This is a genomic window from Sphingobium sp. LMA1-1-1.1 (assembly GCF_040676365.1).
GTDB lineage: Bacteria > Pseudomonadota > Alphaproteobacteria > Sphingomonadales > Sphingomonadaceae > Sphingobium.
The window spans coordinates 36165-53986 of the sequence record NZ_JBEGHS010000067.1; the positions used below are offsets into that span (position 1 = coordinate 36165).

Consider the following 17822-nt stretch of genomic DNA (forward strand, 5'->3'; position numbering starts at 1 on the left):
TGCTCCGATTGAGTCGGAGCACTCTCTAGCTCGTCTTTTGCCGTATCCGCGATCGGTTGGTTGTTCCGGCTGATCGCAAAATGCGCGGGAGTCCGCCGGAGCCGTTTCGTAATTGCCATAGGAGAAGCCACTATACGTCCCCCGATGATGCGCCGTCCCATGGCGCCGCCGCCGAAGTCCGGTCCCCGTTACAACGAGTTCATCAACGTGCCCAAGGTGCGCGTGATCGATGACGAAGGCGAAAATCTGGGCGTGATGTATACGCAGGAAGCGATCGAGCGCGCCTATGAGCTGGGGCTGGACCTGGTCGAGGTGTCGCCCAACGCCGATCCGCCGGTGTGCAAGTTCCTGGACATCGGCAAGTACAAGTATGAGGCGCAGAAGAAGGCGAACCTTGCCCGCAAGACCCAGAGGACGCAGGAGATCAAGGAGATCAAGATGCGTCCGAACATCGACGATCATGACTATGATACGAAGATGAAGAAGGTCCATGACTTCATCGGCGAAGGCGACAAGGTGAAGATCACCTTGCGGTTCCGTGGCCGTGAATTGTCGCACCAGCAGCTGGGCATGCAACTCCTCCAGCGCGTGGCGGAGAATGTAGGCGAGATCGCGAAGGTCGAAGCCTATCCCCGCATGGAGGGGCGCCAGATGCTGATGGTGCTGGCGCCGAAATAAGCTTGCCGATTTTCGGTGGTCTTTGTCGGGCGGGGTCTGGAAGCAGGCTCCGCCTGAACTGTTTCCGATGCGGCTTCTGGATGACCCTTGAGGTGGTCTCGGCATGGATCATGCCGATTGAGGGCCGGGAATTACCGCAGGCTGACGGCGGGCCGCTCGGCGCGCTGGATCTGGCCGCGGCCCGAATTTTTCGCGCGATAGAGCGCCTCGTCGGCCTTGCCGATCGCCGTCATCACCGGGCCGCCCCGCCAGGCGCATAGCCCGACGGAGAAGGTGATCGGTTGTCCGTTCACCGTGCCCACGGGCTCTCGCCGCATCCGTTCCGCAATGCGGGCCAGCGACCAGCTTGCCTCCTCCTCTATGGCGTCCTGATAGAAGATCGCGAAAGCCTGTCCGGCCCAGCGGGCGATGATGTCGACGCGACGGGTCTGCGACGACAGGCGCGTGGCGAAATCGACGAGCACGCGATCGCCTTCCTCATGACCGAGCATCTCGTTGACCTGCGTGAAATGGTCGAGGTCGATGATCGCGATGCAGCCCTTGCGCCCGGCCAGCGGCAGCGCGTCGAGCTGGGCCAGGAAGCCGCGACGGTTGGGAATGCCGGTCAGCGCATCCTCATTGGCCGCGATGTTCAGTGCGTCGATCTGTTCGCGCGTCGTGGCGGCGGGGCCGCGCACGCGGTGGAAGAGCCTGGTGGAGATGTCGATCATTTCCCGCAGCGTCGGTGCCCAACGCTTGCGTTCCGGCTGCTCCACCGGGTTCAGCGCGTTCACCTGCCCGTGGAGCGGGTCCAGCAGCGCGCCAATGCCGATCAGCGCTCCGGCAGCGCCCGCCATGGTCGCCAGCGTCAAGATGATGAACTCCGCCCAGGCGATCCGCCCCGTCGCCGTGCCCCACAGGATATAGCCGAGCAGCGGCAGATGAGTGGTCGCAAGGCAGAGGGTCAGGAGGCGAAGCCGCAAGGGGCGGGGGAAGATGAAGGAAGTCGCGAGGTAGAATTGCATCCCTGGGCCCTGTCATAGCGATCGGGCCAAAATTGGGGCGGCGCGTAAAGAGGCGGTGAAGCAACAGGGTTAACGCCTGGCGCAGGGACGAACCGTGCTGCCCATGAGTCGAATGGCGTCGATTGCCGGGAAATCGCTTCAGCGCGACGCGCCCGGCACCCATTTGACATCGCCCGCACCATTGCCGTTAAGGCGCCGCGCCATCACGAACAGCAGGTCGGACAAACGGTTGAGATAGGCCAATGCCTGCGGATTGATCGCGACCTCGACGGCTGCGGCGGTGGCCGAGCGTTCGGCGCGGCGGGTGACGGCACGGGCCAGATGCACGGCGGCGGCGGCGTGCGAGCCGCCGGGCAGGACGAAGCTGTCCAGTGGGGCGAGATCGGTGTTCATCGCATCGATCTGCTGCTCCAGCCGATCGACCTGGGACGAGACGATCCGCAACGCCCAGGGTTCGTCCTCCCCCTCCGGCATAGGTGTGGCCAGGTCGGCGCCCAGGTCGAACAGATCATTCTGGATGGTCGTCAGCCAGCCCGCCTCCGGCCTGTCGCCGATCGCGATGACGGCGAGGCCGATGGCGCTGTTCGCCTCATCGACGTCGCCTACCGCCTGCATGCGCGGCGCATGTTTGGGCAGGCGGGATCCATCCACCAGCCCGGTCGTGCCCGCGTCACCGGTGCGGGTGTAGATCCTGTTCAGCTTCACCATGACGGGCGGGCGCTCAGCCGTGGCCCTTCATCAGCAGCAACAGCGCCACGATGATCACCGCCACTGCCTGAAACAGGATGCGGTTCATCATCATCCTGTTCTGCTTGAGGCTGGATGGACTGGGTCCGCCTTCCGGCGAGTTCAACTGTTCCTTGGTCGCCTGCAGAAAGGCGATGATTCCCCGGATCAGGGCGAACAGGGTGGCGCCCATGGCCAGGATGAGGGCGATGACGAGCAGCGTGTTCATGAGATCGAATCTAGGCGCTGCCCAGGGAAATGCCAATCGGAAAGCGCGCATGGCGCAGATCGTCGGCCAGGCGCCGCGGGTCCATGCCCTCCGCGCGCAGATCGGCCAGGCCGATCGATCCGTCGCGCTTGGCCAGCCGCCTGCCGTCCGGTCCGACCAGCAGGGGATGGTGGGCATAGAGGGGGGAGGGCAGGTCGAGCAGCGCCTGGATCAGGCGGTGGATGTCGGTCGCGGGGCGCAGATCCTCGCCGCGCAATATATGGGTCACGCCCATCGCCGCATCGTCCAGCGTGCAGGAAAGATGATAGCTGGCGGGCGCATCCTTGCGCGCCAGCACGACGTCGCCCGCGGCAAGCGGTCCGGCAGGGACGGCCGTTGCCGCATCGTCATTCGGCGGGAAGGGCAGGGCATGCCATTGCAGCGGGCCCGCCCGCGCGACCGCCTGCGCCATGTCGATCCGCCATGCATGGGGATGGCCGGCCGCGATCCGGCTTGCCCGATGCGCATCGTTCAGCCCGCGACATGTGCCGGGATAGACCGGCCCCTCCGGCCCGTGCGGCGCCGTCGCGCTGGCGGCGATGTCGGCGCGGGTGCAGAAGCACGGATAGAGCAGGCCCATGGCCTTCAGTCGTTCCAGCGCCGATTGATAATGGTCGAGCCGCGCCGACTGGAACACGATGTCCCCGTCCCAGGCGATGCCCAGCCAGTGCAGATCCTCGACGATGCCGGCGACATGCTCCGGCCGGCTGCGGGTGCCGTCTATATCCTCGATCCGCAGGCGGAAGGACCCGCCCCGCGCCCGCGCCAGGTCCATGGCCAGCAGCGCCGACCAGCCATGGCCGACATGCAACCTACCCGTGGGGCTTGGCGCAAAGCGAGTCACCATATGCTGTGGTCGTGCCGATTGAGTCATACAGGCCCTTGACGGGATGGGGTCGATGATGCTGTCATGCTGTCGTCACCTTTCTGATCGATCAGGGCGGTGGCGAAAGGGGGTTGAAGGGTAATATATGTACCATCCCGACCTGATACGACATCCGGAAAACTGTCCGGCTTTGGTCCTGAATGCGGACTACACGCCTTTAAGCTATTATCCGTTGAGCCTGTGGCCCTGGCAAACCGCCATCAAGGCGGTTTTTTTGGATCGGGTGGACATCGTCGCCAGCTATGAGCGGCAGGTGCACAGCCCCAGCGTCCAGATGCAGATACCTTCCGTGATCGCGCTGAAGCAATATGTGAAGCCGTCGGAACATCCCGCCTTCACCCGGTTCAACCTGTTCCTGCGCGACAAGTTCGCCTGCCAATATTGCGGCTCCCCGAACGATCTGACCTTCGACCATGTCATTCCGCGGCGCGCGGGCGGGCGGACGACCTGGGAAAATGTCGCCACGGCCTGTTCGCCCTGCAATCTGAAGAAGGGCGGGCGGACACCGAAGGAGGCGCATATGCAATTGCATGTGACGCCGATCCGCCCGACAAGCTGGCAATTGCAGGAACATGGCAGGGCCTTCCCGCCCAACTATCTGCACGAAAGCTGGCACGACTGGCTCTATTGGGACGTGGAACTGCTGGCGTAAAATCCCTCTCCGGAGGGGATGCCGTCAATCCAGGCCCGGCAGCCAATCCAGGTCCATATCCTTGTGCCGGTTGGTATAATGGCCGATTTCCTCCAGCCGCGCCATGTCGCGCAGGGTGATCCGTCCATTGGCCCGGCTGATCAGCCCTTCCTGTTCCATCTGCCGGATCATCCGGTTCACGTGGACGGAGGTGAGGCCGATCGCGTCCCCGATCTCCTCCTGCGTCAGCTTGAGGTCGAAGCTGTCAGTGATGCCATCGTCGGTCACCCGCAGGCGGTCGAATATGTCGAGCAGGAAGGATGCCACCCGCGCCTTGGCAGAGGTGCGTCCCAGGGAGGCGAGCCGGTCCGTCAGCGCGACCCGTTCCGCATTGGAAAGCAGGAACAGCAGCGCTGCGACGCGGGGATATTCCTCTAGCAGACGGCGCAGCGCATGCTTGTCGAACGGGCAGATGATCGCATCGGACAGCGCAACCAGCGATTCCGGCGCCCGGCTGTAGATCGTGCTGGCTGATCCGATGAAATCGCCGGGAAAGTAGACGCGCAGGATCTGACGGCTTCCGTCAGGCAGGATCACGAAGCTCATCACCCGTCCTTCGCGCAGGACGAAGAGTTCGGTCACCATTTCGTTGACGCGCTGTATCATCGCGCCGCGCTTTACCTTGCGGGGATTCTCCTCCAGCCTTGTAAGTGCCTTTTTTTCTGCATCGGACAGGGCCACATGCTTCGCCAACCTGTCCGCGAAACAACTTGTTGCCACCAAAACACCTTTTTGCTTGCATTGTCGTTACGATGGCAAAACGCCCCACGCGTCTTTTGGCTGCATTTGCGCAAACTGCACTAAACTCGATCAATAATGGGCGGACGAACGCACAAATGTTTCAATTGTGCGCGGAAATATGTCCGGGAATGGACAGCCGCGCCGACCGCCTTGCGGAAACCGTAATTAACGTTAAGAACCCAGCCGATGGACCGCATTCACATCCGCGGCGGCAAAGCGCTGAACGGCCGCCTTCCCATTTCCGGCGCGAAGAACGCCGCGCTCACGCTGCTGCCCTGTGCGCTGCTGACCGACGAGCCGGTGACGCTGCGCAACCTGCCGCGGCTGGCGGATGTCGACAGCTTCGGCCATCTGTTGAACCAGCTTGGCGTGTCGACGATGATCGAGGGCGCCCGTCCTGAGGATTTCGGCCGCGTCATGACGCTGCGGGCCGGCCGCGTGACCTCGACCGAAGCGCCCTATGACATCGTGCGCAAGATGCGTGCATCGATCCTGGTGCTCGGCCCGCTGCTCGCGCGCGCGGGAGAGGCGCGGGTGTCCTTGCCCGGCGGCTGCGCCATCGGCAACCGCCCGATCGACCTGCACCTGAAAGCGCTGGAGGCGTTCGGCGCGATCATCGAGATCAACGCCGGCTATGTGCGCGCGAGTCTGCCCGACGGCGGCCTGCCGGGGGGCATCTACACCTTCCCGGTCGTGTCCGTCGGCGCGACGGAGAATGCGCTGATGGCCGCCGTGCTGGCCAAGGGCAGCTGCATCCTGGAAAATGCGGCGCGGGAACCGGAGATCGTTGATCTCTGCAACCTGCTGAACGCCATGGGCGCCGACATAGAGGGCGTGGGGACCGACAAGCTTATCATCCACGGCCGCGAACGGCTGCACGGCGCGACATACAGCGTCATGCCCGACCGGATCGAGGCGGGGAGCTATGCCTGCGCCGCGGCGATCACCGGCGGCTCGCTGGAACTGGCCGGGGCATGCGCCGATGACATGCACGCCATATTGGCCGCGCTGCGCGAGGCGGGTGTCCATGTCGAGGAGCTGAAGGATGGGATCAGGGTGTCGGCTGACGGCCGGCTGCGCCCGCTGACCATTTCGACCGCGCCCTTCCCCGCATTTCCGACCGACATGCAGGCGCAGTTCATGGCGATGCTGACGCGCGCGGACGGCGCATCAGTGCTGACCGAGACGATCTTCGAGAACCGCTACATGCATGTTCCCGAACTGGCGCGCATGGGGGCCGACATCGGCGTCAACGGCCGCACCGCGGTCGTGCGCGGGGTCGACCGGCTGGTCGGCGCGCCGGTCATGGCGACGGACCTGCGCGCCTCGATGAGCCTGATCCTTGCCGGCCTTGCCGCTGAAGGGGAAACCCAGGTCCACCGCGTCTATCATCTCGACCGCGGCTATGAGCGGCTGGAGGAAAAGCTCTCTGCCGTTGGCGCGGACATCGAACGCGTCAGCGATGGTTGACGGGCGCGGGCTCGAGACCGATCGCGCGGCGCTGCTGGCGCGCTACGATCTCGATACCGGGGGCTTCGCCACGCTCGACCAGATTACCGCATTCGCCGCCGCGCTGTGTGATGCGCCCATCGCGCTTGTCAGCATCGTCGAGGATGATCGCCAGCGTTTCCTGGCCCGCACCGGGCTGGACGCGGAGGAAACGCCCCGCGACGTGTCCTTCTGCGCCCATGCCATGCAGGGTGAGGGGATATTCGTCGTCCCCGATGCCACGCAGAATCCCGGTTTTCGTGACAATGCCCTGGTCACGGGGCCGCCGTTCATCCGTTTCTATGCCGGTGCGCCGCTGATCGACAGCGAGGATGCGTCGCTGGGCGCGCTTTGCGTCATCGATGACAAGCCGCGGGACGACCTGACCGTCCTTCAGCGCCAGGGACTGTCTCTCCTGGCCCGCCAGGTGATGGTCGAGCTGGAGGGGCGCCGCCGCGACCGCGACGTGATCGCCCGGCAGCAACGGGACGCGCAGGCGGTGGCGGAAAGCGACCGGATGTTCCGCACGCTTGCCGACACCATGCCGCAGATGGTCTGGTCGACGCTGCCGGACGGTTATCACGACTATTACAATGCACGATGGTACGAGTTTACCGGCGTGCCGACGGGTTCGACCGATGGCGAGGGATGGAACGGCATGTTCCATCCTGACGATCAGGAACGCGCCTGGGGCCGCTGGCGCCGTTCGCTGGAGACCGGCGAACCCTATGAGATCGAATATCGGTTGCGCCATCACAGCGGCGATTATCGATGGACGCTGGGGCGCGCGCTGCCGATCCGGGATGAGGATGGGGCGATCGTTCGCTGGATCGGAACCTGTACCGACATCAACGACCAGATCGCGATGGTGGAAGAACGGGAGATCATTGCCCATGAGCTCTCGCACCGGATCAAGAATATTTTTTCGGTGATTTCCGGGCTGATCGGCCTGTCGGCGCGCCAGCATCCGGAAATCCGCGCCGCGGCGGACGACCTGCGCGATCGCATCATGGCATTGGGCCGCGCCCATGATTTCGTCCGGCCCCATGGCCCGAATTCCCAGCCGGATCAGGGTGACGGCCGGCTGTGGGGCATATTGGAGCAGATCTTCACGCCTTATCGCGACGCGCTGGGACCGCGCATCCGCTGTATCGGCGACGATCCTGAAATCGACGACCGTTCCGCTACGCCGCTGGCGTTGCTGTTCCACGAGCTGGCGACCAACGCCGCGAAATATGGCGCGCTTTCCGCACCCGGCGGGCAGGTGATGATCGAGGTGAAGGGTGAGGACGACCACATCCGCATCGATTGGCGCGAGGAGGGCGGACCGCCGCCCGCACCGGCCACCAGCGAGGGTTTTGGCAGCCGGCTGATGCAGTTGAGCGTGGAACGGCAACTGGGCGGGCGCATGACCCGGCAATGGCGGCCGGAAGGCTTGAGCCTCAGCCTCTGGATTCCAGCCCGGTCAATGAGCCGGGTGGCGGCAGGAAAGGGGTGAAGCCGGCGATTTCGGCGGCTTCCAGCTCAGGACTTTCGGCGGCGGCAAGGTGCAGCGTTTCGGCGATGCTGTGGGCGCGGAAAGGCTTGGTGATGACGCCGAGCGCAGCGGCTGAGGCGGTCCCGATCTGCGCCGGATTGGCCGTCACATAGATGACCCGGATGCCAAATTGGCTGGCCAGTTCTACGCCGATGCCCGGTCCCGTGGGGCCGTCGCGCAGGTTGAGATCGACCAGCGCGATGTCGCAATGGCGGGCAGCGTCCAATGCAGCCTGACGATCGGCCGCGATGGCGCCGACGGTAAAGCCCGCATCCTCCACGATGTGCTCAATTTCCAGGGCGACGAATATTTCGTCTTCTACGATCAGAACCTTTTTGCTCATCCCACAGTCCACGCAACCGGAGGCGTTAAATGCGCAGATCCGTCACAGGTTCCCGTGGGAGCGCAAAATTTTTCAGGCCTTGTCTGCCTCCACGCTGGTCCAGAGCGTCTCGAAGGCGGTGCCGCGCATCAGCAGGACCGAGGCGGGATAACCCGCGCCGCCAGCCTTTTGCGCGGTGGCGGTCGCATTTTCCACCGCCGCTTCCTGCGTCGCGAAAGGGCCATAATAGCGATTGTCGAGATTGATCTTCCAGACGCCCTCATGTTCGAGGACGATGTAGCGGGCATGGGGCAGGGGCATCACATTATTCCCAAATTCGAGGTCTGAGGGTCGACGCATACCGGCGGGCAAAGCTCCAGGCCAAGGCCCGCACGGCGGCCCGTCCGCAGCAGGACAGGGGGCTGGCCTCCAGGGTCGGCCTGAACTGTGCTCCATCTCGACATGGTCTACAAAACCTCCGTATTATAATGGTGCCATGCCATGATGGCGGCCGCGCCGCGATGGGGGCGCCAGCGTTCGGCGACGTCGCGGGTCAGCTTCTCGCTGGGCCGCTGAGCGAGGCCCAATATCCGTCCGATCTCGATCTGCACCGCGAGGTCGCCCGCCGGCCAGACATCCGGCCGCCCTTCGGCGAACAGCAGGTAGATTTCGGCCGACCACCGCCCGATCCCCTTGACCTGCACCAGTTGCGCGATCGCTTCCTCATCATCCTGGGGCAGATTGTGCAGGTCGATTTCGCCGCTGACCACCAGTTCCGCCAGGCTTCGGGCATAGCCCTGCTTCTGCCGCGACAGGCCGCAGGCGCGCAACGTATCGAAATCACGGGCGAGAAGGGCGTCCGGCGCGCAGCCTGTGCCCAGTTCGGCTTCCAGCCGCCGCCAGACCGCCCCGGCCGCGGCAACGCTCACCTGCTGGCCGACGATGGTGCGCAGCAAGGTTTCATAACCTGGCTCGCGGACGCGGGGCGGCGGATAACCGACCCGGCCGATGGCCGCGGCGAAACCGGGTTCCATCGCAGCTATGATATCCAGGCTGTTCCGCAACGCTTCTGCCGTATTCACCATGATTTGTCGCCTGGCCCTTGATTTCCTGCTGCTCGTCCGACATGAGCGGCGGGAAAAAATTAGAGGGACTTGGGTACATGGCGAAACTGATCGTGGTCAACCGCGCGGGCGAAGAACAGACGGTGGAGGCGGACAGCGGCCTTTCCGTGATGGAGATCATCCGCGACAACGGATTTGACGAACTGCTGGCCCTCTGCGGTGGCTGCTGTTCTTGCGCGACGTGCCATGTCTACGTCGACCCTGCCTTCACCGACAGCCTGCCTGCGATCAGCGAGGACGAGAACGACCTGCTCGACAGCTCCGATCATCGCAACCAGACGAGCCGCCTGTCCTGCCAGTTGCAGTTCAACGATTCGCTCGACGGTCTCCGCGTGACGATTGCGCCGGAAGATTGAATCCGGTCGCGGGTGACCAATCCCGAACATGCCCGTCCCGCATGCGGAAGGGCCGGGATTGGCGCGAGCGCGCGATGATCCGCGCCAGCCGATGAGACCTGTGCTGCGTTGAATCTGACGCAGCATGGCTTTACGGCCTGAACTTCAGGGTGGCCGCCGGTGCCTCGCTGGTCAGGGACGTCACCTTCCAGACGATCCGTTTCCCTTGCGGCGTGTCCTGCGCGCCGTCTTCCTGGTTCTGGCTGACGATCTCTGCATTGGTGGTGAGGGTGAAGGTGCCGTCCAGCGCCTTGGCGGCATCGTCATTGCCCCCGCCCATCGGACCCTGGCTCTTGTCATAGCCGTTGGAATAGCCCGGCGCTTTCACCCGCGCCCGGTCTTCCCCGCGCAACTCCACGACGACGAAGGGCAGCACGATCTGCGCATCGCTGTTGAAGGGGAACAGGAAGGCGTGGGTCAGCCGGCCGCTGATCGCATAGTCGATCTCGAACCGGTGATTGCCCATGTAGCGGGCCGACCGGAATCCCTTTTCCTTCAGCAGCGCTGCGGCGATCGCCTGCATCTGCTGCTCGTCATTCTTGTCGTCCTTGACGTCGAAGCGCTCTTCCGTCTTGCCCTGCGTCTTGGACTGGAGCGCCGTATGCAGGCTGCTCTGCTGGTCCTTGGGTGGTGCGCCGTCGATGGGATCGTCATTGCCGGGCATCGAACCCAGGCCCTTGCCCATGTCCGATGCCAGGATCTCGCCCTTGTAGGTGAAGCTGAAGCTCCGGTCCGCCCGGATGTCCAGCGTGGAGTCGAACTTGCCCGGCGTCACCAGGCAGGCCGAGAGCAGCAGACTGGCCGCCAGCACAACGGCCGAGCGCAGAAAAATCATCACGATCGAAACCCCTGTCGTCCGTGGCCCCGGGCCGCTACCGGCTGGCAGCGGCATAAAGGGCGATTGCCGCGGCATTGGAGACGTTCAGGCTCTCCATGCGCGGGCTGATCGGCAGCTTAGCCAAAATGTCGCAATGCGCCATGCTGTTGTGGCGCAGCCCTTCGCCCTCGGCCCCCAGCACCAGCGCGACGCGGGACGTGCCGATCGCCTCGCCCAGCGTCTGTTCCGCCGTGCCGTCCAGCCCGATGCGCCAAAAGCCCGCTTCCGCGATTTCATCGAGGGCGCGGGCAAGGTTCACGACCCGCACCCAGGGCACGATTTCCAGCGCGCCGGATGCCGAGCGCGCCAGCACGCCCGATTCGGGCGGAGCATGGCGGTCCTGCGTGACGATGCAGAGCGCGTCGAACGCGGCGGCGGAGCGCAGGATCGCGCCGACATTGTGCGGGTCGGTCACCTGGTCCAGCACCAGCACGGGACGATGATCGTCCCGCCCGGCCTCCAGCGCGTCGCCCAGCCAGACATCATCCAGCGGCTCTACCTCCGCCACGATCCCCTGATGCGGCGCGTCGGACGGCACCATGCGGCCCAGATCCGCCCCGTCGGCATAGACGATGGGTAGGACCGGCGGCAGGTCGAGCGCGTTCAGCGCCTCCCGCGTGCCCCAGATCTTGCGCACCACCCTGTCCGGATTGGCGAGCGCGGCGATGACGGCATGCCGTCCATAGAAGCGGGGAAAGGTCCCTTTGGCCTTTCCGGTGCGATTTCCTCTTTTCATGGAAGCGCTCTTTTCACATTGGACCATTGACAGGCAAGTCTCCTTTCGCCATTGGAGCGCCCTCCAGCCGATCGGGGCTTCTCCGAATATGGTTAGGCGACTGGACAGGTGGCCGAGTGGTTAAAGGCAGCAGACTGTAAATCTGCCCGGGTTTCCCGTACGCTGGTTCGAATCCAGCCCTGTCCACCATCGCCCCGCCATCTTGCGTCCCCGGCTGAACTGATCGGCCCTGAGGCTCGGTCCATCCCTCCGCCGGTTGCTTTCTTTCATGCGTTGACGGGATAGGTGCGGTTCATCCGGAATCAGTTACGCTCCCCCTTGATGACCCCGATCCCTCCCGTAGCCCGCCGGGCCGTCCTGACCGCCGCCCTTGCCGGCTTCCTGACGCTTCCGCTGCCCCGTCGCGCGCTTGCCGCGACGGAGGTCGAGCGCGTGGACGATCTGATCGCGCGCATGACCATCGAGGAGAAGGCGGGACAGATGACCTGTCTGGCCGACAGTTTCCGTCCCTATAACCCGCCCAATCCGCAGACCGGCATCCAGAATGAAAGGCAGCTTGCCGAGGAGATCCGCAAGGGGCGTGTGGGATGCCTGTTCAACGGCATAGGCGTGGCGGGCGCGCGCCGCGCGCAGGAGATCGCGGTCAGGCAGAGCCGCCTTGGCATTCCCCTGCTGTTCGCGGGCGACGTGATCCATGGGCTCAAGACGATCTTCCCGGTGACGCTCGCCGAAACGGCCAGTTTTGATCCTTCGCTGGCGGAGCGCACGGCGCGCGCGATGGCGGTCGAGGCCACGGCGGCCGGTCTGCACCTGACCTTTGCGCCCATGGTCGACGTCGCCCGCGACCAGCGCTGGGGGCGTGTGGTCGAGGGCGCCGGGGAGGATGTCTATCTGGGCGGGCTGTTCGCCGCCGCCCGCGTGCGCGGCTTCCAGGGGCGTGACCTGCGCCGCGACGACAGCCTGCTTGCCTGCCCCAAGCATTTCGCCGCCTATGGCGCGGTCGCCGGGGGCCTGGAATATGGCAGCGTCGACATCAGTGACGAGACGCTGCGCGAAACCCATCTTCCGCCCTTTGGCGCGGCCTTCGCGGCGGGCGCGCTCACCACCATGGCGGCGTTCAGCGAGATCAACGGCGTGCCGGCGACGGCCGACCGTGACCTGCTGACCGACATGCTGCGTGGGGAGATGAAGTTTCGCGGCTTTGTCTTTTCCGACTATACGGCGGATGAGGAACTGATCGCCCATGGCTATGCCGAGGATGAGCGCGATGCCACCCGCCTCGCCATCCTGGCCGGGGTGGACATGTCTATGCAGAGCGGCCTTTATATCCGCCATATCCCCGATCTGGTGAAAAGCGGCGCCGTGCCGATGGAGACGGTGGACGTCGCGGTCCGGCGCATCCTTTATGTGAAGACGGCCATCGGGCTGTTCGACAATCCCTGGCGCTCCCTGAACGAGGAAGCGGAAAGGAGTCGTATCTTCACGCCCGGCCATCGTGCCCTGGCGCGCGAAGCCGCCGCGCGTTCGGTCGTGCTGCTGCAGAATAACGGCGTCCTGCCGCTCGATCCGGCCAAGGCGCAGACCATCGCGCTCATCGGTCCCTTCGGCGAGGACAGGGAGAATGTCTACGGCCCCTGGGCCTTTTACGGCGACAAGGGAAAGGGCGTCGACATCGCCACCGGCCTGCGCGCCGCCATGCCCGATCCCGGCCGATTGCTGATCGCCCCGGGCAGTGGCATATTGACGCCCATCGACGGCGGGGTGGCGAAGGCGGTGGAGACCGCCAGGGCCGCCGATGTCGTCATCCTCGCCATAGGGGAATCGCAGGACATGTCGGGCGAGGCGCAATCCCGCACCGCCATCGAGATTCCGGTCGTGCAGCAGGCGCTGGCCGATGCGGTGGCCGGTACGGGAAAGCCGGTCATCGTCCTCCTTCGCCACGGCCGGGCGCTGGCGCTGCATGACGGCGTCGCCAATGCGCAGGCGATCCTTGCGACCTGGTTCCTGGGGTCGGAGTCCGGCCATGCCATAGCGGACATCCTGTTCGGCAAGGAAAATCCCTCTGCCAAGCTGCCGGTCAGCTTTCCCTGGGAATCGGGGCAGGAGCCCTTTTTCTACGACCGCAAGTCGACCGGGCGCCCGGTGATCGACAATCGCACCGAATATCGATCGCGCTATGCCACGACCGACAACAGCGCGCGCTATCCCTTCGGGCACGGGCTTGGCTATAGCGAGTTCGTGCTGGAGGACCTCAAGCTTTCGGACATGGCGCTGCGCTGGGACCGGGCGATTGAGGTGACCGCCCGCCTCACCAACAAGGGGGGGCGCAAGGGCAGCGAGGTGGTGCAGCTCTACATTCGCGACCGCGTCGCCAGCCGCACCCGCCCGATCCGCGAACTGAAACGCATCGCGCGCATGACGCTGGACCCCGGCGAGAGCAGGACGGTTCGATTCTCCCTGTCCCGCGTCGACCTGCAATTTGTCGGCGCGGGCAACCGGATTATTGCGGAGCCGGGCGCTTTCGACCTGTGGGTCGGGCAGTCGTCGATCAATGGCCTGCACGCCCAGTTCACGCTCTATGCCGCATAGCGCGCAGAGGAAAATCCTCCCCACGGATACCGTGGGGAGGATTTCACGTCCTCGTCCATATGCGCCCAAGGCGCGTTTCAGGAACGTCGATTAGCGGCAATCATTCTGTTCGATGGCGCGCCCGGCCAGCGCTCCGGCGCCCGCACCCAGGATCAGCCCGGTGGTGCTCGGCCGGTCCCAGCGCCCGCCACGGCCGATCTCCCGGCCAAGAAGCCCGCCCAGCACGCCGCCGATCACCGTGCCGGTCGTTCCCGACGAGCAGCGGGCATAGCGCGGCCTGGCATGGTAGACGCGGAGGCCGCCGTCATAACCCTCGCGATAATAGCTGTCGCGATAATGGACGGGGGCACGGTCATATTCGCGATAGTCGCGGTCATAGCCGCCGCGATAGCCGTCATCCTCCCGATAGGTTTCGCTGCGATAATAGCTGCCGTCGTCGCCGTCATAGCGCTCGCTATAATGATAATTGCTCTGCGCCATCGCCGGTGAAGCGGCAATGCCGGCCAAGGCGGCACCGGCCATCGATAGTGACAGGATCATGGTCTTCAGCATGGCAACCTCGCAAAAATTCCCGTGGCGGGATCTGACAAGGACGCTTTTGCACCCGTGCGGCTTGCGCCATGCTGAATATGGCTGTCGACAATCGTTCAGAAACATTGCCGGAAACATCACCTCGCCGCCTTCTCCTTTCGGCCGGCCGTTTTCCGACCGCTGACAATCGCGATCGGCTCTGCTAGGGGGCCGGCCATGCTGAATCTCAGGGACATCACCGTGCGCCTCGGTGGACGCACCATCCTCGATCGCGCCAGTGCCGCGCTGCCGCCGCGCAGCCGCGTCGGGTTGATCGGCCGCAACGGCGCGGGCAAGTCGACGCTGATGAAGGTGATGATCGGCCAGCTCGACCCGGACGGGGGGGCATGCGAGATGCCCCGCGACACGCGCCTTGGCTATATCGCGCAGGAGGCCCCCTCCGGCACGGCCACCCCTTTCGACACGGTTCTGGCCGCCGACAGTGAGCGCGCCGCGCTGATGGCGGAGGCGGAACATACCGAAGATCCCGACCGCCTGGGCCATATCTATGAGCGGCTGAACGCCATCGACGCCTATACCGCGCCCGCGCGCGCCGCCCGCATCCTTGTCGGCCTTGGCTTTGACGAGGAGATGCAGGGGCGTCCGCTCGACAGCTATTCGGGTGGCTGGAAGATGCGCGTGGCGCTTGCCTCGCTGCTCTTCTCCAACCCCGAACTGCTCCTGCTCGACGAGCCGTCGAACCATCTCGACCTGGAAGCGACACTGTGGCTGGAGAATTTCCTCAAAGGCTATCGCGGCACCGTGGTCGTGATCAGCCATGAGCGCGACCTGCTCAACAATGTGGTCGACTATATCCTCCATCTGGAAGGGGGAAAGATCACCCTCTATCCCGGCGGCTACGACGCATTCGAGCGCCAGCGCGCCGAACGCCTGGCCCAGCAGGAGGCTGCCCGCGCCAAGCAGCAGGCCGAGCGCGAGAAATTGCAGGACTATGTCGCCCGCAACTCCGCCCGCGCGTCGACCGCGAAACAGGCGCAGTCCCGCGCCAAGGCGCTGGCGAAGATGCAGCCCATCGCCGCCGCGATCGAAGACCCGACGCTGCATTTCGGTTTCCCCAACCCGCCCGAACTGCGCCCGCCGCTCATCACCATGGACATGGCGGCGGTGGGCTATGACGACGCGCCGGTGCTGCGCCGGGTCAACCTGCGCATCGATCCCGACGACCGGCTGGCGCTGCTGGGACGGAACGGCAATGGCAAGACCACGCTCGCCCGGCTGATCGCCGCGCAACTGAAGCCGATGGAAGGCGCGATGAACGCCTCTGCCAAGATGCAGGTCGGCTATTTCACCCAATATCAGGTGGAGGAACTGGACGTCACCGACACGCCGCTTGAACATATGAGCCGGGTGATGAAGGGGGCCACGCCTGCCGCCGTACGTGCGCAGCTCGGCCGCTTCGGCTTTTCCGGCGAGCGCGCGACGCAGAAGGTCGGCTCCATGTCGGGCGGGGAGAGGGCGCGGCTGGCGCTGGCGCTCATCACCCGCGACGCGCCGCATCTGCTGATTCTCGATGAACCGACCAACCACCTCGACGTCGACAGTCGCGAGGCGCTGGTGCAGGCGCTGAACGACTATTCGGGCGCGGTGGTGATCGTCTCGCACGACCGCCACATGATCGAGTTGGTGGCGGATCGCCTCGTGCTGGTCGACAATGGCACGGCCCAGCCGTTCGACGGCAGCCTGGAGGATTATACCGACATCATCCTGCGCAAGGCGGATGGGAATGGGAGCGGCGGAGACGCGCCCAAGGTGGACCGCAAGGCGGAAAAGCGCAACGCCGCAGAATGGCGCGAAAGGCAGAAGACGGCGAAGAACGCCGTTGCCAAAGCGGAAAAGGAAATGGCGACGCTGGCGGCCGAGCGCAGCCGCATCGACAAGGCGCTGTTCGACCCCAAGTCCGCCACCGGCGTCGAGGCGAAGATGACCATGACGCAACTGATGGTGAAGCGTTCCGAGGTCGAGAAGAAGCTGGAAGCCGCGGAAGAAGTCTGGATGGAAGCCAGCGCGGCGCTGGAGGAATTGTAGACGCCCGGTTCCGGTCGTGCTTCAGCCGCCCGGCGCTTCTTCCGTCAGTGGTCCTTCCAGCCCGTCGGCGCCGGTCCGCATCTTCGTCACGATATTCCACGTCGCGATGAACAGGGCCGCGATCACCGGCCCGATGACGATGCCGTTGAACCCGAACAGGTCGATCCCGCCCAGCGTGGTGATCAGCACCACATAATCGGGAATCCGCGTATCCCGGCCGACCAGGATCGGGCGCAGGATATTGTCGACCATGCCGATCACGAACATGCCGCAAAAGACGAGGATCAATCCCTTCACCACCGCTCCGGTCACGAAGAGATAAATGGCGACCGGCACCCAGATCAGCCCGGTTCCCACCGCGGGAATCAGCGAGAACGCACCCATCAATACGCCCCACAGCAGCGCGCCCGGCAGGCCCAGCGCCCAGAAAATGATTCCGCCGATCAGTCCCTGTACGATGGCGACGACGATGCTGCCCTTGATCGTGGCGCGGGTGACGAGGACGAACTGCGCCATCAGCGCACGGCGATAGGCGATCCGCATCGGCGCTGCCCTGTCCACCATTGCCGACAGTCGTGGTCCGTCGCGCAGGAGGAAGAAGGTGAGGTACAGCATCACGCCCAGCGCCATCAGGAAGCTGAAAGCGCTTTGCCCGATCTGCAGCGCCTGCGTGGCGACCGTGCGGAAGCTTGACGAGATGCCGGCGCTCAGCATCTCGCGCGCGGCGGCGAAATTGGTGATGCCCAGCCGGTTGAGAAAGACCGCGGCCCAACGGGGCAGGCTGGCCTGGAACTGCGCGAACATCCGCGCGAAGTTGATCTCTCCGCTTTGCACCTTGGCGTAGAAGAGGGTCGCTTCCTGCACCAGCGCCATGGTCAGGATGATGGCGGGCACGATCACGAGCGCGATGATCAGAAGCAGCGTCAGCGCCGCCGCGCTGTTCCGGTGCCGCGGCATCATGCCGATCAGGCCCTGGTTGACCGGCGCGAACAGGATGGCGGCGATCACGCCCCACAATATGGCCGCGAAAAAGGGTTCGATCACCAGCGCGAAGGCGATCGAGACAATGAGGACGAAGCCGAGGAAGACCCCATCCTCTATTCGCGTGGCTGGCGGCTCTTTGCTGTCCATCATGCTGCTTTGG

The 17822-nt window shown here is 64.8% G+C and carries 19 protein-coding genes and 1 tRNA gene; 8 read left to right on the forward strand and 12 right to left on the reverse strand.

Translation table 11 applies throughout. The annotated features are described in order from the left end of the window. The first annotated feature begins 144 nt into the window (after positions 1-144). Positions 145-678 (forward strand): translation initiation factor IF-3, encoded by a 534-nt coding sequence (gene infC, locus MRBLMA1_RS20250; RefSeq protein WP_133653427.1) that lies wholly within the window; start codon positions 145-147, stop codon positions 676-678. A gap of 131 nt (positions 679-809) precedes the next feature. Here infC and MRBLMA1_RS20255 read toward each other — a convergent pair whose 3' ends face one another. From MRBLMA1_RS20255 to gluQRS, 4 genes are all read right to left on the reverse strand, one after another. Then, a complete protein-coding gene (locus tag MRBLMA1_RS20255; RefSeq protein WP_363739358.1) occupies positions 810-1682 on the reverse strand; it encodes a GGDEF domain-containing protein in 873 nt (290 codons plus the stop codon). A gap of 138 nt (positions 1683-1820) precedes the next feature. Beyond that, complete coding sequence (locus MRBLMA1_RS20260; RefSeq protein ID WP_363739359.1) at positions 1821-2390, reverse strand: cob(I)yrinic acid a,c-diamide adenosyltransferase; 570 nt, start codon at positions 2388-2390, stop codon at positions 1821-1823. A gap of 13 nt (positions 2391-2403) precedes the next feature. Beyond that, positions 2404-2637, reverse strand: coding sequence for a twin transmembrane helix small protein (locus MRBLMA1_RS20265; protein ID WP_133653424.1), 234 nt, complete (start codon positions 2635-2637; stop codon positions 2404-2406). A 10-nt stretch (positions 2638-2647) separates the two neighbouring features. Continuing rightward, on the reverse strand, positions 2648-3523 hold the full coding sequence (gluQRS, locus tag MRBLMA1_RS20270; RefSeq protein ID WP_363739360.1) for a tRNA glutamyl-Q(34) synthetase GluQRS: 876 nt from the start codon (positions 3521-3523) through the stop codon (positions 2648-2650). Between the two features lie 124 nt (positions 3524-3647). Between gluQRS and MRBLMA1_RS20275 the strand changes: the two genes are divergently transcribed. After that, positions 3648-4214 (forward strand): HNH endonuclease, encoded by a 567-nt coding sequence (locus MRBLMA1_RS20275; protein WP_025549923.1) that lies wholly within the window; start codon positions 3648-3650, stop codon positions 4212-4214. A gap of 24 nt (positions 4215-4238) precedes the next feature. Here the strand turns inward: MRBLMA1_RS20275 and MRBLMA1_RS20280 are convergent, their stop codons facing one another. After that, on the reverse strand, positions 4239-4976 hold the full coding sequence (locus tag MRBLMA1_RS20280) for a Crp/Fnr family transcriptional regulator (protein WP_363739363.1): 738 nt from the start codon (positions 4974-4976) through the stop codon (positions 4239-4241). 204 nt (positions 4977-5180) lie between these two features. Between MRBLMA1_RS20280 and murA the strand changes: the two genes are divergently transcribed. Both murA and MRBLMA1_RS20290 read left to right on the forward strand, forming a co-directional pair. Next, positions 5181-6464, forward strand: coding sequence for a UDP-N-acetylglucosamine 1-carboxyvinyltransferase (gene murA, locus MRBLMA1_RS20285; protein WP_363739365.1), 1284 nt, complete (start codon positions 5181-5183; stop codon positions 6462-6464). Beyond that, on the forward strand, positions 6457-7980 hold the full coding sequence (locus MRBLMA1_RS20290) for a sensor histidine kinase (RefSeq protein WP_363739367.1): 1524 nt from the start codon (positions 6457-6459) through the stop codon (positions 7978-7980). Before murA ends, MRBLMA1_RS20290 begins: the two co-directional genes overlap by 8 nt. On the opposite strand, the gene MRBLMA1_RS20295 is transcribed toward MRBLMA1_RS20290, so the two are convergent. The 3 genes from MRBLMA1_RS20295 to MRBLMA1_RS20305 form a co-directional block, all read right to left on the reverse strand. Beyond that, a complete protein-coding gene (locus tag MRBLMA1_RS20295) occupies positions 7925-8362 on the reverse strand; it encodes a response regulator (RefSeq protein WP_363739368.1) in 438 nt (145 codons plus the stop codon). The two genes, MRBLMA1_RS20290 and MRBLMA1_RS20295, sit on opposite strands and share 56 nt — an antisense overlap. Before the next feature lie 72 nt (positions 8363-8434). Next, entirely contained in the window at positions 8435-8662 is a 228-nt protein-coding gene (locus tag MRBLMA1_RS20300) for a DUF2188 domain-containing protein (protein ID WP_363739370.1), read from the reverse strand. A 146-nt stretch (positions 8663-8808) separates the two neighbouring features. After that, complete coding sequence (locus MRBLMA1_RS20305; RefSeq protein WP_363739372.1) at positions 8809-9426, reverse strand: DNA-3-methyladenine glycosylase family protein; 618 nt, start codon at positions 9424-9426, stop codon at positions 8809-8811. A gap of 77 nt (positions 9427-9503) precedes the next feature. Here MRBLMA1_RS20305 and MRBLMA1_RS20310 point away from each other — a divergent pair, with 77 nt between their 5' ends. Further along, entirely contained in the window at positions 9504-9821 is a 318-nt protein-coding gene (locus MRBLMA1_RS20310; RefSeq protein WP_363739374.1) for a 2Fe-2S iron-sulfur cluster-binding protein, read from the forward strand. 130 nt (positions 9822-9951) lie between these two features. On the opposite strand, the gene MRBLMA1_RS20315 is transcribed toward MRBLMA1_RS20310, so the two are convergent. Together MRBLMA1_RS20315 and rlmB are read right to left on the reverse strand one after the other, a co-directional pair. Next, entirely contained in the window at positions 9952-10695 is a 744-nt protein-coding gene (locus MRBLMA1_RS20315) for a hypothetical protein (protein ID WP_414714697.1), read from the reverse strand. A gap of 37 nt (positions 10696-10732) precedes the next feature. Further along, complete coding sequence (rlmB, locus tag MRBLMA1_RS20320; protein WP_133653414.1) at positions 10733-11473, reverse strand: 23S rRNA (guanosine(2251)-2'-O)-methyltransferase RlmB; 741 nt, start codon at positions 11471-11473, stop codon at positions 10733-10735. 102 nt (positions 11474-11575) lie between these two features. Here rlmB and MRBLMA1_RS20325 point away from each other — a divergent pair. Together MRBLMA1_RS20325 and MRBLMA1_RS20330 are read left to right on the forward strand one after the other, a co-directional pair. Beyond that, positions 11576-11662 (forward strand) — tRNA-Tyr (locus MRBLMA1_RS20325). Between the two features lie 132 nt (positions 11663-11794). Further along, positions 11795-14062 carry a glycoside hydrolase family 3 N-terminal domain-containing protein gene (locus tag MRBLMA1_RS20330; RefSeq protein ID WP_363739378.1) on the forward strand — a complete coding sequence of 756 codons (2268 nt, stop codon included), beginning with the start codon at positions 11795-11797 and terminating at the stop codon, positions 14060-14062. A 90-nt stretch (positions 14063-14152) separates the two neighbouring features. On the opposite strand, the gene MRBLMA1_RS20335 is transcribed toward MRBLMA1_RS20330, so the two are convergent. Beyond that, entirely contained in the window at positions 14153-14614 is a 462-nt protein-coding gene (locus MRBLMA1_RS20335) for a glycine zipper 2TM domain-containing protein (RefSeq protein ID WP_363739380.1), read from the reverse strand. A 195-nt stretch (positions 14615-14809) separates the two neighbouring features. Here MRBLMA1_RS20335 and MRBLMA1_RS20340 point away from each other — a divergent pair, with 195 nt between their 5' ends. Beyond that, a complete protein-coding gene (locus MRBLMA1_RS20340) occupies positions 14810-16678 on the forward strand; it encodes an ABC-F family ATP-binding cassette domain-containing protein (RefSeq protein ID WP_363739382.1) in 1869 nt (622 codons plus the stop codon). 21 nt (positions 16679-16699) lie between these two features. Here the strand turns inward: MRBLMA1_RS20340 and MRBLMA1_RS20345 are convergent, their stop codons facing one another. Further along, the gene (locus MRBLMA1_RS20345) at positions 16700-17809 is read right to left on the reverse strand and encodes an AI-2E family transporter (RefSeq protein WP_363739557.1); all 1110 of its coding nucleotides are present in this window, start codon (positions 17807-17809) and stop codon (positions 16700-16702) included. Positions 17810-17822 lie beyond the last annotated feature (13 nt).

Bases quoted from the DNA above. Each gene is read 5' to 3' on its own strand.
- MRBLMA1_RS20255 (WP_363739358.1), bottom strand. From the start codon at position 1,682: ATGCAATTCTACCTCGCGACTTCCTTCATCTTCCCCCGCCCCTTGCGG.
- MRBLMA1_RS20310 (WP_363739374.1), top strand. From the start codon at position 9,504: ATGGCGAAACTGATCGTGGTCAACCGCGCGGGCGAAGAACAGACGGTG.
- MRBLMA1_RS20265 (WP_133653424.1), bottom strand. From the start codon at position 2,637: ATGAACACGCTGCTCGTCATCGCCCTCATCCTGGCCATGGGCGCCACC.
- MRBLMA1_RS20290 (WP_363739367.1), top strand. From the start codon at position 6,457: ATGGTTGACGGGCGCGGGCTCGAGACCGATCGCGCGGCGCTGCTGGCG.
- MRBLMA1_RS20260 (WP_363739359.1), bottom strand. From the start codon at position 2,390: ATGGTGAAGCTGAACAGGATCTACACCCGCACCGGTGACGCGGGCACG.
- MRBLMA1_RS20295 (WP_363739368.1), bottom strand. From the start codon at position 8,362: ATGAGCAAAAAGGTTCTGATCGTAGAAGACGAAATATTCGTCGCCCTG.
- MRBLMA1_RS20340 (WP_363739382.1), top strand. From the start codon at position 14,810: ATGCTGAATCTCAGGGACATCACCGTGCGCCTCGGTGGACGCACCATC.
- MRBLMA1_RS20300 (WP_363739370.1), bottom strand. From the start codon at position 8,662: ATGCCCCTGCCCCATGCCCGCTACATCGTCCTCGAACATGAGGGCGTC.
- MRBLMA1_RS20305 (WP_363739372.1), bottom strand. From the start codon at position 9,426: ATGGTGAATACGGCAGAAGCGTTGCGGAACAGCCTGGATATCATAGCT.
- MRBLMA1_RS20345 (WP_363739557.1), bottom strand. From the start codon at position 17,809: ATGGACAGCAAAGAGCCGCCAGCCACGCGAATAGAGGATGGGGTCTTC.
- murA (WP_363739365.1), top strand. From the start codon at position 5,181: ATGGACCGCATTCACATCCGCGGCGGCAAAGCGCTGAACGGCCGCCTT.
- gluQRS (WP_363739360.1), bottom strand. From the start codon at position 3,523: ATGGTGACTCGCTTTGCGCCAAGCCCCACGGGTAGGTTGCATGTCGGC.
- infC (WP_133653427.1), top strand. From the start codon at position 145: ATGATGCGCCGTCCCATGGCGCCGCCGCCGAAGTCCGGTCCCCGTTAC.
- MRBLMA1_RS20315 (WP_414714697.1), bottom strand. From the start codon at position 10,695: ATGATTTTTCTGCGCTCGGCCGTTGTGCTGGCGGCCAGTCTGCTGCTC.
- MRBLMA1_RS20335 (WP_363739380.1), bottom strand. From the start codon at position 14,614: ATGCTGAAGACCATGATCCTGTCACTATCGATGGCCGGTGCCGCCTTG.
- MRBLMA1_RS20275 (WP_025549923.1), top strand. From the start codon at position 3,648: ATGTACCATCCCGACCTGATACGACATCCGGAAAACTGTCCGGCTTTG.
- MRBLMA1_RS20330 (WP_363739378.1), top strand. From the start codon at position 11,795: ATGACCCCGATCCCTCCCGTAGCCCGCCGGGCCGTCCTGACCGCCGCC.
- rlmB (WP_133653414.1), bottom strand. From the start codon at position 11,473: ATGAAAAGAGGAAATCGCACCGGAAAGGCCAAAGGGACCTTTCCCCGC.